At 47.8% G+C, this 14,650-nt stretch carries 14 protein-coding genes; all 14 read right to left on the reverse strand.

Going from position 1 to position 14,650, the window contains the following annotated elements; translation table 11 throughout:
- Positions 1-12 precede the first annotated feature (12 nt).
- Positions 13-948, reverse strand: a complete 936-nt coding sequence (locus LC508_RS16375; protein ID WP_103732611.1) for a transketolase family protein — start codon at positions 946-948, stop codon at positions 13-15.
- Between the two features lie 19 nt (positions 949-967).
- Positions 968-1,825, reverse strand: a complete 858-nt coding sequence (locus LC508_RS16380; protein WP_103732612.1) for a transketolase — start codon at positions 1,823-1,825, stop codon at positions 968-970.
- Between the two features lie 15 nt (positions 1,826-1,840).
- On the reverse strand, positions 1,841-3,124 hold the full coding sequence (locus tag LC508_RS16385; RefSeq protein ID WP_054351468.1) for a TRAP transporter large permease: 1,284 nt from the start codon (positions 3,122-3,124) through the stop codon (positions 1,841-1,843).
- Entirely contained in the window at positions 3,124-3,603 is a 480-nt protein-coding gene (locus tag LC508_RS16390) for a TRAP transporter small permease (protein WP_033139871.1), read from the reverse strand. Before LC508_RS16390 ends, LC508_RS16385 begins: the two co-directional genes overlap by 1 nt.
- Before the next feature lie 17 nt (positions 3,604-3,620).
- Complete coding sequence (locus LC508_RS16395; RefSeq protein ID WP_103732613.1) at positions 3,621-4,661, reverse strand: DctP family TRAP transporter solute-binding subunit; 1,041 nt, start codon at positions 4,659-4,661, stop codon at positions 3,621-3,623.
- 209 nt (positions 4,662-4,870) lie between these two features.
- Positions 4,871-5,500, reverse strand: a complete 630-nt coding sequence (locus LC508_RS16400) for a zf-HC2 domain-containing protein (protein WP_054351465.1) — start codon at positions 5,498-5,500, stop codon at positions 4,871-4,873.
- Positions 5,490-5,978 carry an RNA polymerase sigma factor gene (locus LC508_RS16405; RefSeq protein ID WP_103732614.1) on the reverse strand — a complete coding sequence of 163 codons (489 nt, stop codon included), beginning with the start codon at positions 5,976-5,978 and terminating at the stop codon, positions 5,490-5,492. The genes LC508_RS16400 and LC508_RS16405 overlap by 11 nt, the downstream gene beginning before the upstream one ends.
- Before the next feature lie 405 nt (positions 5,979-6,383).
- The gene (locus LC508_RS16410; RefSeq protein ID WP_158587274.1) at positions 6,384-9,068 is read right to left on the reverse strand and encodes an ABC transporter permease; all 2,685 of its coding nucleotides are present in this window, start codon (positions 9,066-9,068) and stop codon (positions 6,384-6,386) included.
- Positions 9,069-9,070: 2 nt separating this feature from the next.
- Positions 9,071-9,745, reverse strand: a complete 675-nt coding sequence (locus tag LC508_RS16415) for an ABC transporter ATP-binding protein (RefSeq protein WP_033139981.1) — start codon at positions 9,743-9,745, stop codon at positions 9,071-9,073.
- 155 nt (positions 9,746-9,900) lie between these two features.
- Complete coding sequence (locus LC508_RS16420) at positions 9,901-10,881, reverse strand: sensor histidine kinase (RefSeq protein WP_103732577.1); 981 nt, start codon at positions 10,879-10,881, stop codon at positions 9,901-9,903.
- A 3-nt stretch (positions 10,882-10,884) separates the two neighbouring features.
- Positions 10,885-11,553 (reverse strand): response regulator transcription factor, encoded by a 669-nt coding sequence (locus LC508_RS16425; protein ID WP_054351460.1) that lies wholly within the window; start codon positions 11,551-11,553, stop codon positions 10,885-10,887.
- Positions 11,554-12,470: 917 nt separating this feature from the next.
- Complete coding sequence (locus LC508_RS16430; protein ID WP_103732578.1) at positions 12,471-13,871, reverse strand: DUF4153 domain-containing protein; 1,401 nt, start codon at positions 13,869-13,871, stop codon at positions 12,471-12,473.
- A gap of 73 nt (positions 13,872-13,944) precedes the next feature.
- Complete coding sequence (locus LC508_RS16435; protein WP_033139879.1) at positions 13,945-14,151, reverse strand: helix-turn-helix domain-containing protein; 207 nt, start codon at positions 14,149-14,151, stop codon at positions 13,945-13,947.
- Between the two features lie 12 nt (positions 14,152-14,163).
- Complete coding sequence (locus tag LC508_RS16440) at positions 14,164-14,646, reverse strand: DUF2975 domain-containing protein (RefSeq protein WP_054351456.1); 483 nt, start codon at positions 14,644-14,646, stop codon at positions 14,164-14,166.
- Between the last annotated feature and the right edge of the window lie 4 nt (positions 14,647-14,650).

Genomic DNA, 14,650 nt, shown 5'->3' on the forward strand with positions numbered 1-14,650 from the left:
TTCTTCTCATACTTATTTCACTAATTCTTTTGCTGTCTCCACAATATTTTCCACTGTGATTCCGTTCATTTCCAGCAGTCTCTCATAAGGAGCAGACTGTCCGAACTGATCCCGGATACCGATGCGTTTTACCATGCATCTGCCTGTCTCTGCTGCCACTTCGCTGACTGCACTGCCCAGGCCGTTCATGATGTTGTGGTCTTCCACTGTGATGATCTTACCGGTCTCATTTACACACTCCATAACCGCATCTGTGTCCAGAGGTTTGATGGTGTGCATATCCAGCAGTTTCACGGATACACCCTGTGCCTCTAACTGCTCTGCCGCTTTCAATGCGATGGAAACAGTATCGCCGTTGGCAATGATAGAAATATTTTTTCCTTCTTTTAATTTGTTGGCTTTTCCAATCTCAAACTCCGCGTCTTCCGGGTAGATGACCGGGATCGCGTCCCTTGTAAAACGCAGATACACAGGCCCTTCATATTCTGCCGCTGCTTTTACCAGTTTTTTTGCTGCATGATAATCTGCAGGCATGAGCACGGTCATGTTGGGTATGGTGCGCAGAACACCCATGTCCTCAATGCTCTGATGGCTTGCGCCGTCATTGGCAGGGGTAACGCCGCCATGGGAGCAGGCGATCTTCACATTCAGTTTCGGGTAACAGATTTCCTGGCGGATCATCTCGCACATCCTCAGGGAACCGAATACCGCGTAGGTCACTACAAACGGGACTTTTCCGCAGGTCGCAAGACCTGCCGCAACACCGGCTGCGTTCTGCTCCGCTATGCCCACATTCAGATACTGCTTGGGAAGCTGTTTGCGGAACTCTCCTGTCTTGCAGGATTTGCCTATATCTACGTCCACTACATATATATCATTGTCCAGTTTGCCCAGCTTTACAATCTCTTCACCAAAGCCATCTCTGGTCGCTTTCTTTACTTCGCTCATATTCTTATCCTCCATCCGCTTATGCTGATTTTCTGACTTCCAGTTTTTTAAGCTGCGCGTCCAGCTCCTTCATTGCCTGCGCATACTGCTCATCATTTGGTGCCACTCCGTGCCATCCGCACTGGTTCTCCATAAAGGAAACGCCTTTTCCTTTTACTGTGTTGGCAAAGATGCATTTTGGTTTTCCGTTCTTTCTCATGCGGATTCTGTCCAGAGTGTCCACGATCTGCTTCATATCGTGTCCGTCAATCTCATAGGTATCGAATCCGAATGCCTTGAATTTATCACCCAGGTTGATGTTGGGCATGACTTCATCTGTGGTGCCGTCAAGCTGCAGATTATTGTTGTCTACGAATACTACCAGGTTATCCAGCTCGTATTTGTGCGCAGTCTGGGCTGCCTCCCAGATTTCACCTTCCTGGCATTCGCCGTCACCCACGACTACGAATACGCGGTAGTCCCTGTTGTCCTTTTTCGCTGCGATTCCCATTCCTACGCCGCAGGCAAGTCCCTGGCCGAGAGAACCTGTGGAGATATCAATGCCGGGACATTTTTTCATATCCGGATGGCCCTGCAGAATGGAACCTTCCTGGCGGAGGGTGCCAAGCACGGATTCATCGAAGAATCCAAGCGTTGCCAGAGCCGCATACTGTACAGGGCATACATGGCCTTTTGACAATACAAAGCGGTCTCTGTCTTCCCATTTCGGGTTCTTCGGGTCCAGATTCATCTCCCTGAAATACAGGGCTGTCACAAAGTCAGCAGCGGAGAGGGAGCCGCCGGGATGTCCGGATTTTGCTTTGTGGATCATGGTGATCACCTTTTTCCTCAGTTCAATACTCTGTCTCTCCAGTTCTTCAACACTTACATTTTTCATATTCCTCGCTCCTTTTTATAAGAATAATAATGAGATTTTAGGTATATAGGTTACTAACAGCAGTACGATCAATGCCGCTATGATCAGTGATACAACTGCTTTTGATATCTGCTTCAGATTTACATTTCCCACACCGCAGGCCACATAGAGGTTTACACCTACCGGAGGTGTGAAAAGTCCGATTGCCAGGTTGACGATCATCACAACGCCCAGGTGGATCAGATTCACGCCCAGCGCCTGTGCCACCGGTACGAACAGCGGGGTAAAGATATATAACGCTGAGGTCGAATCCAGGAAGCATCCTGCGATCAACAGGATAATATTTACTATAATAAAGAAAACAATTACATTTCCGCCTGTGGCATTCTGAAGTGCGGAACTGATTGCCACGTCGAGTCTTGCCCTTGTGAGCACATAGGCAAACAGGCTGGCTGCCGCTGTGATGAACATAACGGTGGCTGTTGTGGATGTGGTATCAAGAAGCAGGGCATAGAATTCTTTCAGCCTTATTTTCTTGTAAATAAAGATTCCTACAAACAGACCGTATACCACAGATACCGCCGCGGCCTCTGTGGGGGTAAAGATACCGCCGTAGATACCGCCCAGGATGATGACCGGCATCATGAGTCCCCAGAAAGCATCCTTGAATGCCAGCCAGCGCTCTTTCCTGCTGGCCTTCGGCAGTGTCTTCAGATCGGATTTTCTTCCTACCAGAAGCGCCACTACCATGAGTGCGAATCCCATCAGGAGACCCGGTACCAGTCCTGCGATAAACAGGTCCCCGATGGATGTATCGGCGATGGAGCCATATACCACAAAGGTTATGGAGGGAGGAATGATGACCCCTATGGCTCCGGCCGCTGCCATTAACGCTGCGGAAAACGCAGGTTTATAGCCTGATTTGATCATGGCCGGCACGATGATAACTCCCAGTGCCGCCACGGTTGCCGGGCCTGAACCGGAAATTGCCGCGAAGAAGCAGGCAACGATGACACATACAATGGCAAGTCCGCCTCTGATATGTCCTACACAGGCCTCGGCCAGTTTGATGAGTTTCTCAGATATTCCCGCTTTCTCCATGATGTTTCCTGCCAGGATGAAGAAAGGAATTGCCAGTAATACGAATTTGCTGGTTGACGCCGACACGATCATGGGAAGACTGCTCATTACCGTGTCAAGCGGTCTTCCTGCCCCCTGGGCAATCATAGCTACCACGCTGGAGGTACCGAGGCACACAGCTATGGGCGCTCCCATGAGAAGCAGTACGGCGAAGCTGATAAATAGAATTGCTGCTACCACTATTTGCTTACCTCCTCTTCCGGATTTCTCTTAATCTCTTCTATCAGAACCTGTATAAACCGTATTGTCGCAAAGAATGCACCGATCGGTACAAAGGAACCGAAGATCCATTCCGGCCACTGCATGCCTGCTGTGACCTGTCCCAGAATCCTCTGATTCCTCACCATAAGGATTCCATAGTAGAAAATAGCTCCGGTAAACAAAACTGCCACAAAGTAACCGATGATCTTCAGCACCTTCTCTGCCTTCGGCCCGACCGCGTCGGTCACAATGCTCAGTCCCAGGTGCGCTCTCCGCTTTGCCGCTATGGCTGTACCCAGCATACTCAGCAGTACGAAGAGATATGTGGTGATCTCCTCCGAGAAAGAAAAGGATGCACTGAACAGGTATCTGGCAACCACGTTCGCAAATGTGAGGATCGTCATAACGATCAGGCAGGCCGCCGCCAGTATCTCCTCTATCTTGTCAAATATCCGCATTTTATTTCCTCCCTCTCCTATTTGCTCTCTATCCGGAAAGCTTCGCAGGCTTTCTCGCCGTATTTTTCAATAAATTCCTGTTTCACGCCGCTGATCTCTTCCTTGAAAGCATCCAGTTCTTCCTCCGTCAGTTCTGTCACGGTCATACCCTCGGATCTGAACTCCTCCACAATGTCAGCCTCCTCCTGCTCCACAGTATCCCTTCCCCACTCACAGGCTTCCTTTGCCTTCTCCTGGAGAAGGTCCCTTGTTTTTTGCTCCAGGGATTCCCAGATCTCTGTGTTGGCTACAAACAGGTCGTTCTCATATGTATAGTTCCATAAAGTGAGGTAGTCCTGGATCTCATCCATCTTGGCGGACTCTGTAATGCAGATACCGTTCTCCTGTCCGTCGATGGTTCCCTGCTGGATGGCTGTGAAGACTTCGCTCCAGCTCATGGCTACCGGATCTGCCCCTAAGGTCTTAAAGAATTTCATATAGACTTCACTGCCCGGCACACGGATCTTCAGTCTCTTCACATCCTCCGGTGTACGGACCTCACGCTTGCTGTTGGTGATCTGGCGGAAACCGTTGTGGAAAGAGCCCAGATAGGTGATTCCCTTTGCCTCCAGCCGCTCCGCGTAGTATTCCCCTCCGGTGTTGTCAATGATCTCTCTGGCATGCTGGTAATCATCAAAGATCCACGGGATCGTTGCCACGGAAAGCTGTTCGTCAATGACTGCCATAACACATGTGGCATAGGCTGCCAGATCCACGCCTCCGCCTGCGATCATCTCAATTCCCTTTGTGGAGTTTCCTCCTGCAAGCTGGTCGTTGGGATAGACGGCTATGGTCACATTTCCATCGGATGCCTCCTCCACCAGTTCCGCAAATTTGTCCGCCACTCTGGAGTCGATCTGAATGTCCGTTCCGTTCACTGCCATGACCAGTTCAATCTTCTGATACCCTTTTCCGGCTTCCCCGGAAGCCTCCACATTCTTCGTTCCGCCGCTGCACCCCGTAAGCAGCCCTGTCATAACGGCTCCGGCAGTCAGCAGGCTTAACACCCTAGCTTTCATAAATACCTCCTTTAGTGTCCCCCCGTTTTTTAACATCCTACGTTGGTTGTTTTTCTATGATTACATCCTAACATCCCATGTTTTAAAAGTCAACTGTTTTCGGTAGATTCCATTATATGTACAATTTTTATCTCTATTTTCTGTACATTATGCACAGAAAGAGAATCAGATACCCCTGATTCTCCTTTGCTGAAATCTGTTCTTATCTTCTAATTCTGTTCTGAAGAGGATATGTTCTCTTCACTGATCAGTTCTCCGTTTCTGATCGTGATGGTCTTATCGGAAAACTCCAGGACCCATTCACAGATGTAAGCATCGCCTGCCATTTCATTTTCCCATCCCATGCTGCCTTTGACAAAGAGTCCTTTTCTAAAGCTCAGGGCCTTCAGGTAGGTACGGGTGCCGATGATGTTGCCGCTGCTGTCCTCTATATTTTCTGTCATTCCATTGAATTCCAGTTCGCCTCCTTTTGGCGTCAGCTCCAGATATGCTCCGTTTTCCTTCAGGCCGTAAGACAATTTTACATCACTGGACAGCACATTTCTGCTCCCCATGCTGTACCCTGTAAAAGTCCAGACCAGGGCCGCGGCCAGAATTATGACAGCAAACGCCGCAGCGATCAGTACCTTTTTCCTCTTCTTCCTCATTCCCACGATCAGAGCTGCATCCGTCACGTCCGCTTTCGGCAGGATCTCAGGAACTTCCCCGGTCATCTCCCGGTAATATTTACTGCATTTTTCACATGTCTTTAAATGTTTTTCAATTTCTCTGTTGCTCTCCTCGCTGGTCAGTCCGTCTGCATAGGAAGGCAGAAGGTCCTGTACTACATCACATTTCATGCCTGTTCTCCTCTCTGATTTTCTGCTTGCCCCGGTAAAATGTTACCCGCGCCCAGTTCTCGTCCCTGCCCAGTATCTCCCCGATTTCCCGGAAACTGAAATCCCCGCTGATTCTCAGATACATGACCTCACGTACAGGTTCCGGAAGCTGATGCAGTCTCTTGTACAGGTACACCCTCTCATCCCTGGCTATCAACTCCTCATCGGGCTGCATGGCATCTGAGGGAATTTCCTTTTCCGGCTCATACACTGCTGTCCTCTGTGACTGTTTCACTTCTTTTATCCAGAGGTTCTTCGCAATCTGGCAGAGCCAGACATAGAGTCTGCAGTCACCCCGGAAGCTGTCTATGGATTTCATGGCCCTGAAAAACGTCTCCTGCGTCAGTTCTTCCGCAGTATGGGGATCATGGCAGAGGCTGAACAAGTATTTGTATACCTGGACAGCATATTTTGTGTAAATCTGCTCTATATCCTGCATCTTTCGTCCTCCTTATCCATAAGAGCTGCCAGCGTTTCTTTCGTTACAGATAATTTTAAAATTTATATTTTATTAGTTGTAAATTGTGGTAATAAACAAGACAAGTATATCTTGAATTAATATCTTGAATCTGTTATGATAAAAATATAAAAGGAACAACCGCCCACAAGGTGGGTTGACCAGGAAATAAAGGAAAGAAAAACCACCCTCAACTGGCCAAGTATTCGGGTGGTTTTTCTATGTTAAGTCAATGACAAATCAAATAATAGTGTCAATAAAACCCTGATGATTCAGCACAGCCCGTTACACCTTAGCTTTGAAAAGTGGAATCAGCCTTTCAAAGTCAGGGCATAACGGGCTATATTAATGAAATCTGCAGCTTATCTGCATAAATTACAGGCAGCGTCAGTCCGCATATCTTCGCAGACGCTCCGTTATGCTCTTTCCCGTCATCCGTCTGTACATGAAGACTGCGGTCAGTATACAGATTGCAGGCAGGCTTGCCGCGATTACTGCCGTCCATGCCCAGGGATAATAGAATTTAAAATAGAGCAGGTCCTGTTTTATGGCCTTTCCCAGAAACCAGAGGACAGCGGAGCCCAGCGTAAGAAGCATCCCAATCACACTCAGGCCATAGAATGCACCTTCCAGGACCACCAGCCTGCCAAGCTGTTTTCTGGTCATCCCCACGCTCTCCATAACAGCCAGTTCCTTCTGCCTGGATGACAGACTTGTATAAAGTGTATTGAAATAGTTTGCAATTCCCATCACCATCAGCAGAACGCTCAGTACCCCCATAACAATCCGGCTAGCGCGGATATAGGAGGAGGCGTCATTCAGGGCATCTGATTTGCTGTTCATATAGATGTAGTGCTTTTCATCTCTGGTCCTGTTGTCCTGCTGTATAATTCCGGTAATCTCCTGTTTGATAAGCGGTTCCTTCTGCCTGTCCACATCAATCTGTATACCGAAGATTTTTTCCTTGAAATTCAGGCTCCTGAAAGCCTTCTCCGTCATGATAAAATAATTGATCCCGCTTCCGTGGGTTGTCATATTCAGTTTGGGAAAGTGTTTTTTTGATATATCCAGGTATCCGGCGCAGGAAAGTTCCCCTTTCAGATACTTGTCATCCACTTTATTCTCAAATAGTGAAAGGCTGTAAAAATGCAGAGGCATTCCAATCGTTTCATCACCATCTTCCTGCAATTCTTTTGACAGCTCATGCGTATGCAAAAGCATGGTGCCTGTACCGTTTTCCAGGCTGTCCACATCCGCATTTATCCCATATTCCTCCACATACTTTCTCAGTTCTTCAACAAACGCATCGTCTACAATCTGTAACGTGGCAAAAAAACTTACGGCTGTGGTGCCGTATACAGATTTCAGACGGGGCAGAAGGGCTTCGTCCCCTCCTTCCTCAGTTCCGTTTGTCTCAGAGGGCATATTGATCATGGCAAAGCAGCCTTTTGTATATCCCATTTTGTCTTCAGACACACCATCAACTGCAAGTATTCTGTCTCTTAACTCTTCTGTAATGACCGGTGTGTTATCATCCCAATCATATGATGCATATCCCGCGTCCCGGTCAATGTTTGTAAAAGTACTGATTTCAAAGTCATGCCGCTCCTCAATACTGTTTGTAATATCCGTCCCCCTGCTTATGACTACTGCTCCCAGCGCACAGATACACCCCATGCTCAGGGACAGCAGGGTGACTGCAAATCTTCTCCCGGAACGTGTGATATTCCGCCATGCCATCCCTGCAATGGATGCCCCGTCACTGCAGTGTTTCCTGCTTCCACATCTCTGCAGGATACTGCTCCGCGGCTGCCGGGTGCGCCTCTGACGGCGGTAGGTATGGCTGGCTGCCGCAGATGCAGTCTCCTCGTAACGGACAGACTCTATGGGACTGAACTTCACCACTTTTCTGACAGCGATCCCTGCGGCCAGAAGCGTTGTCAGTCCTACGAACACCACACTGGCTGCCAGAAATGCGGGATAAAACACAGCCATCCCTCCGGCACTTCCCATACCGTGGAGATATAATTCTCCCAGCGTCCCCGGAAGCAAAAATTTCACCACAAAAGAACCGGCAGCAGCCCCTAAAAGGCATCCTGCAAGAATCATTCTCCCGGTCTGGCAGAACACGATCTTTTTGATCTGTCCGCCGGTCGTGCCAATGGTTTTCAACAGACCATACTGGCGGATATCATTGCCAAGAGTGATGGACATTACATTGTAAATCAGCAGAAAGGCTCCCCCCAGAATCATAACACTGCAGAGAAATGCCACCATATAGCTGCCGATAAAATCCTCCACCACCGTAAATGCCAGGGAATTCATCCCAATAAACTGCTGGGCAACAGATTCCGTGGACACATCCTCATAAAGTTTCGCCTCCATAAGTTCACCGTCTGCAAAAAACCCGTTCTGTTCCATGAGAATATAGCTGGCAGGAAATAGGGGAATCCCCAGACTTTCCAGATATTTCTCAGAGAAGTAGGCCACAGGGACATTCAATATGGGGTTTACATAATCTTTATAATAACCGGATAAGACGAAACTGCTCTCTATGGCATCCCTGTTCTCCTGAAACCGGAGTTCTGCATCCAGTGTCATTCCTATATGGGGATTTTCAATGCCAAGCTGCTCTAATCCACGAAGGGGGAGCATAACTTCATTCGCTTCTTCCGGGTAATGGCCTGTGACATCTGTGTAGGCCGGTCTTATCAATTTTTCAAATGCCGTATTGTCGAGAACCGTACAGCCCAGTACAGGCGCTCCGCCCTTATACCAGACGGCAAAGTCTTTTTCCAGGCCTGTATTTTTCACATAATCCAGTGTTTTTATTTTTTCATACTGCTTTTCTGAGCCGTCTTCCAGGGAGAGGCTGGCAACGCTGCCGTCATTTCTGGCGTATAAGAGATAGTCTGCCTCCATTTTCCCCCTGGCAATGCTGAATGCTCCGAATACCATGAACACAGCCAGGGCAACTGCCAGCGTCAGGACACGGTTTCTCCCCCTGTTCTTCCTGTAATTGGCCCGCGCAAGCTCCCGGATGACTTCCCTGTTGTTATTCCTTAATTCCATAGTCATTCCTCCCTCCTGCAGATCCGCCCGTCTTCCATCCGGATCATCCGGTCGGTCATCTGGGCAATCTCCTCATTGTGGGTGACTATGACTATAGTCTGGGAATATTCTTCCGCCATGGTCTTCATCAGACCAATTACCTCAAGACCGGTTTTGGAATCCAGGTTTCCGGTGGGTTCGTCCGCCAGAACGATGGCCGGTTTTGTCACCAGCGCCCTGGCTATGGCGACTCGCTGCTGCTGCCCGCCGGAAAGGGTGTTCGGCATCTGGTGCACCTTCTCATCCAGGCCCAGGGAATGAATGATCCTGTCCACAAATTCTTTGTTGATCTTCACACCATCCAGCTTCAAAGGCAGAACAATATTCTCATACACATTGAGCACGGAAACCAGATTATAATTCTGGAAAACAAAGCCGATGTTCCTGCGCCTGAATACGGTCAGTTCATCGTTATCCATGGCTGCCAGCTCATATCCTCTTACCATCACGCTTCCGGTGGTGGGATAATCCAGACCTCCCAGCATGTTGAGAAGGGTGGTCTTGCCGCACCCGGAGGAACCTATGACTGCGATAAATTCTCCCTCACTGATATCTATGTCCACGCCGTCCAATGCCCGGACTACCAGCTCCCCTGTTTTGTAAATCTTCTCAAGGCCTCTTGTCCTTAATATTTCCATACTTTCCTCCTTGCCTGCCCGCCGCAGGCTGTGCCGGTTAAGGCATTCCTGCTGTGTGCCTGTCGTGCTTAACAGGAAATGCACACACCTCATGCGGGCTTCTCTGTTATTTCTGCTGTCATGATATGAGGATAGCAGGTAAATCTAACAATCTTCTAACAGGGAAGATAAATGGAGATGGAAGTACCGTCCGCTTCCCTTTTCACTTTCAAAAACCCTTCATGCTGTTTCACGATCTCTCTTGTGATATACAGTCCTATACCGAATCCCTCCTGGCTGTTCACATTGCTCCCCCTGTAAAAACGGCAGAAGATGCGGTTTTCATCATCAACGATCCCCATGCCGAAATCGCGGACTTCAATCTGTGTGAACATTTCATTTTTCACTGCCCGGACAATGATTTCTGAATTTTCAGGGGAATATTTAATGCTGTTGTCCAGCAGATTGGCTGCTGCCTCGGAGATCCAGTTTCTGTCATGGGGAAGAGAGATGTTTTCCGGACAATCCAGAGTTATTTCCATGTGTTTTTCCTCTGCCTTTCTCCTTACCTGAAAAATGGCTTTTGCCAGGGTCTTTCTGAGGTTCTGTCTCTCTTTTCTGATCTGGATAATGCGGTGTTCCATGCGGGATGCGGAAATGAAACTCTCTGTGAGAAACTTTATCTTCCGCTCTGACTGCTCCACTGCCCGGATGCAGGTATCCTGCTCCTCTGCTGTCAGCTCCTGTTCACGCAGAAGGGAAAGGTAGGTCTCCATATTGGTGAGAGGGGTTCTGATCTGATGGGCAATCTCTGACAGAAAGCGGCGGACCTCCTCCTGTTCTTCCAAAAGCTTTTCATTGTATTTTGTCACAATGGCATGGATTTTTACAGTCTGTGCCTGGAGTTTTGATACCAGGCTGTCAGCGGTTTCTGTTGTGACAGGGCTGCCGTTTCCCTGAATAAGCTGTTCCAGAATATCGGATATCTGTATCAGATCATCCTCGTATTTTTTTCTTATACCTGAAAACACCGGGAGATAACAGCAGAGAAAACAGGCCGTCAGAAGCAGATATCCGGCATCCGCGGTCAGAAAGGAAGCCAGAATCCCCGCGGCAATGGGCAGGATTCCTGCAGTGTAATATATCTTTTTCTTCATAGGCTAATCTCCGAAAGTGTATCCCAGGCCGAATACATTTTTCACAAATATGGGATGGGCATTGTCCGGTTCTATTTTCTTTCTCAGGCGGTTGACGGTGACGCTCACTGTATTTTCCACCACAAACTGACCGTCAATATCCCAGATCCTCTCCAGTATGGTCTCCTTTGTCAGAATTTGTCCGCGGTTTTGGACCAGAAGTTCCAGAAGACTGTACTCCTTTGCCGTGAGATTTATCTGACGCTCCTGGTAAAACACCTGTTTTTTCTTCCAATTGATCCTGAGGCCACGAAACAGAAAACTGTCTTCCTCCCCGCCGCTTCGGCGCAGAATGGCCTCAATCCGCTTTTTCAGCACACTCATCTGAAAAGGTTTGACCACATAATCATCACATCCGGCCTCGAATGCCTCCAGCATATCGCGCTCTTCATCCCTGGCAGTCAGAAAAAGAACCGGTATCTTACTAAAGCGTTCCGCCTCCCGGCAGATGGAGATTCCATTCCCATCCGGCAGATTTATGTCAACCAACATCAGGTCAGGGTTATCCTGCAGCAGAGCGATCCCATCCCTGCATGATTTTCCGGCGGTTACCTGATACCCCTCTTTTTCCAGAGTGATGACAAGGGCCTTATTCAGAAGTTCGTCGTCTTCAATCACTGCTATTTTCTTCATCTGTACTCCTTTTTTTCGTTATCTATCCTGAAATTATAACAAATAGCAGAGATTCTGAACAGAGGGAACTATCTCGACCTTTGGTCTGTTGCAAATAGCAGGAGCCAAAATATAAAATTTTTATAACCCATTGACAGAACATCCGAATGCTGTATCCTGTCACTATCTGTTATTTAACCCTGCAGTATATAGCGGGCTATAAGGCAGGCTGCCCGATACGGGTATGGCTCATTTGCAGCCAGATCATTCATCTTAGCAGGCTTTCCTGCATTCCGGCGTTTCGCCAAAAATCTCAATTTATTTATGAAAACAAAATATCCGGATGCGGAACTTATGTCACTATTTTGCCGTGTCTGTTTGAAAGCGTGGTGCTGCCTTTGACATAATTTTCGATTGAATATCTTGTTATAATTTGCTAAAATAAAAGGATATAATGCATGAGTGATATTGCATATCAAAATAAAGATATCGTATCAAAAATATTCGGTCACGGGCTGAAGTAAAAATCCCTTGAGGTCTATGGCATTCCTATGTCCCAGGTTGTGAATGTCCTTCCGGTGAATCTGCCGGCAATCGAGGCCAGCGAACTCAGTACGGATAATCTCTTTGAGCTGGAAGATCATTCTGTGGCACTGATCGACTATGAAAGCCAGTACACGGAGCTAAGCAAAGTGAAATATATCAATCACATAGCCAGGTTTCTAAAACGGTATGGGGCAGGGAGCCCAACAGGAAAAACTCGCATTAAAACTGCTTCTAAAAGGCCAAAGCCCGGAAGAAATCTCCGCAAAAACAGGCCTGCCCATAGCTGCATTAAATCAAATCAAAAATTAGCATATCCGTCATTTACATTTCTCAGGCTGAAAATCCCTGCACCTTCCCAATCTAAAAGATTATAAGCGCAGGGATATTCATGTCTAATATATATTTTCTTCTGTTATCTGCTCCGGAAAATATTTCTGATTATAAGAATCCATCATATATTCAACCGGAAGTACACAGAGCATGCAGTATAAAACGGCTCCCGTTATAACACTGATCCGTACCATGGGAAACGTTCTCCACTGGCGCACAATAACCAGGGTAAACACCACTGCCATCCAGATCATAAACACCATTGTCAGTACCCTCTTGATGGTAAAGCCAAAGGCGGCTATATAAAGCACCATTTTACTCATGGCAGTCAGTATAAGAAGCAGAGTGAGTACAGAAAGAAGGACATTGAGCCAGCGCAGCACTGCACTGCTCTCTTTTCCTTTTCTGGAAAACAAATTGGCCCCCAGCAGAAGGACCAGATTCAGCGCAGCGATCTGGCAGAGTTCAAAAAATCCTCTCCTGGCATATTCCGCATAGGTAAAGTTCTCCGGCCGGATTCCGGCAAAGGCGGAAAACAGATATTTTCCCTGCAGCCCTATGAACAGCAGATAAATGGCGCATACGATCAGTATGGCTGTAGTGACGGCCGTATTGGGCACGATCCGGATAGAGCGGGAGGTTTCCCGGAGCTCCTCTTTGTCAATGCAGTCCGTATTTCTCTTATGGATCCCTCCGTAAATCAGTCCGAATAAATATGCCGAAACAGGCAGGGAAAGTATCATCCTGGCAAGAGTATACAAAAAGTGCTCCTGGATATACAAACCACTGTTCTGCATCAGCCTCTGAAACCCTTCATCCGCACTGGACAACAGGGGAAGCACAAGGAGCAGAACAGGGACAGCTATGATAATGCCCAGGATAATATAGCGGATATCCTTCCCTCTGCCCTTCTTTTGAAGCTCCTCGTCCGTATCCCTGTCCTCGTGTATTCCCGTTATAATCTTAAAACCACATCCGAAGTTACCGAAAGGCACCCGCAGCAATGCATTCCATCCGTCAAACACAACCCACTCCGACGTCTTATCCTTTTCCAGAAGACTGCCGGATATAAGCAGTGTCCAGTACGCCGCACATACGATCAGCATTGGGACCTGCAGAAACGGCATGGCGCTCCAAAAGGCATACGGTACTCCAACGCCCAGCATAATGACCATCCAGAACCAGCTCTCCCGTCCCGGACGTCCCCCCTTCAGGAAAATATAGGCCAGTACTGCAGTCGCATATGCAGCAGTATAAAATGCCAGATGACTGCCGAAATCCATGCTGGTAAAGGTATATACAAACCCATATCCCACCAGCAAATACAGCCAGGCAAAACATTTATCTTTTCCATCCGCCTCTATGGGTTTTGCCTTTATCCACTCATTTTCCTCAAAAACAGGCGCACTTTCACAGGGCAGACCGTTCTCACTGCCTGCCGGCATTTGTTTTTCCGTATTCATATTTTACTGCTCCTTTCTCACTTCTGATTTTTTAACCCCAAACTGCCGTGAGCGTTTGATAACTACCCATATATTAATCGTCCACATACTCCAGAATATCTCCGGGCTGGCATTCCAGGGCCTTGCAGATACTGTTTAATGTGCTGATTTTTATCGCTTTGGCTTTGCCGTTTTTCAATACCGAAATATTGGCCATTGTGATTCCCACACGCTCAGACAGTTCCGTGACGCTCATTTTCCGCTTCGCAAGCATAACATCTATATTAATAATAATCGCCATCTTCTGTCCCTCCTATATGGTCAGATCCTGGTCTTCCTGTATTTGGCTTGCATTATAGACCAAATGGGACAGGGCAGCACACAGGACTGTGAGTGTAATGCAGATAAACAAAATCAAAACAATGCCGAATAAATAGCCGATCCCCAGAGAATACCACCCCAGAACACAGAACACTGCCAGAAACAGGGCGTAAAGCACACTGTCAGCCAGTGTATAGTGGCTCATCTGCTTAAGCGCCTCTGCGTTTTCCCGGCAGAAAGACTTGTTCTCTCCAATCCTGCTGCATACGCCCCAGAATTTGACCAAACATAGGAAACAGGGAATCGCTGTTATCCAGATGAAGATACAGGTTCCCCAATACACACCTTTTCCCGCCTGTCCGTCCAGCACCTGCCTCAGTACCGAGGGCAAAAACCACGCCACCAGCGCCAGAAACAGGATTCCGGTTCCGGCTGTTATTAATTTCAAATACTTTGACATTTCTGTTTGCTTCATGATT

This window comes from Blautia parvula (genome assembly GCF_020215665.1).
GTDB lineage: Bacteria > Bacillota > Clostridia > Lachnospirales > Lachnospiraceae > Blautia > Blautia celeris.

Bases quoted from the DNA above. Each gene is read 5' to 3' on its own strand.
- LC508_RS16420 (WP_103732577.1), bottom strand. From the start codon at position 10,881: ATGAAGAAAAAGATATATTACACTGCAGGAATCCTGCCCATTGCCGCG.
- LC508_RS16380 (WP_103732612.1), bottom strand. From the start codon at position 1,825: ATGAAAAATGTAAGTGTTGAAGAACTGGAGAGACAGAGTATTGAACTG.
- LC508_RS16395 (WP_103732613.1), bottom strand. From the start codon at position 4,661: ATGAAAGCTAGGGTGTTAAGCCTGCTGACTGCCGGAGCCGTTATGACA.
- LC508_RS16375 (WP_103732611.1), bottom strand. From the start codon at position 948: ATGAGCGAAGTAAAGAAAGCGACCAGAGATGGCTTTGGTGAAGAGATT.
- LC508_RS16400 (WP_054351465.1), bottom strand. From the start codon at position 5,500: ATGAAATGTGATGTAGTACAGGACCTTCTGCCTTCCTATGCAGACGGA.
- LC508_RS16425 (WP_054351460.1), bottom strand. From the start codon at position 11,553: ATGAAGAAAATAGCAGTGATTGAAGACGACGAACTTCTGAATAAGGCC.
- LC508_RS16435 (WP_033139879.1), bottom strand. From the start codon at position 14,151: ATGGCGATTATTATTAATATAGATGTTATGCTTGCGAAGCGGAAAATG.
- LC508_RS16405 (WP_103732614.1), bottom strand. From the start codon at position 5,978: ATGCAGGATATAGAGCAGATTTACACAAAATATGCTGTCCAGGTATAC.
- LC508_RS16390 (WP_033139871.1), bottom strand. From the start codon at position 3,603: ATGCGGATATTTGACAAGATAGAGGAGATACTGGCGGCGGCCTGCCTG.
- LC508_RS16430 (WP_103732578.1), bottom strand. From the start codon at position 13,871: ATGAATACGGAAAAACAAATGCCGGCAGGCAGTGAGAACGGTCTGCCC.
- LC508_RS16415 (WP_033139981.1), bottom strand. From the start codon at position 9,745: ATGGAAATATTAAGGACAAGAGGCCTTGAGAAGATTTACAAAACAGGG.
- LC508_RS16440 (WP_054351456.1), bottom strand. From the start codon at position 14,646: ATGAAGCAAACAGAAATGTCAAAGTATTTGAAATTAATAACAGCCGGA.
- LC508_RS16410 (WP_158587274.1), bottom strand. From the start codon at position 9,068: ATGGAATTAAGGAATAACAACAGGGAAGTCATCCGGGAGCTTGCGCGG.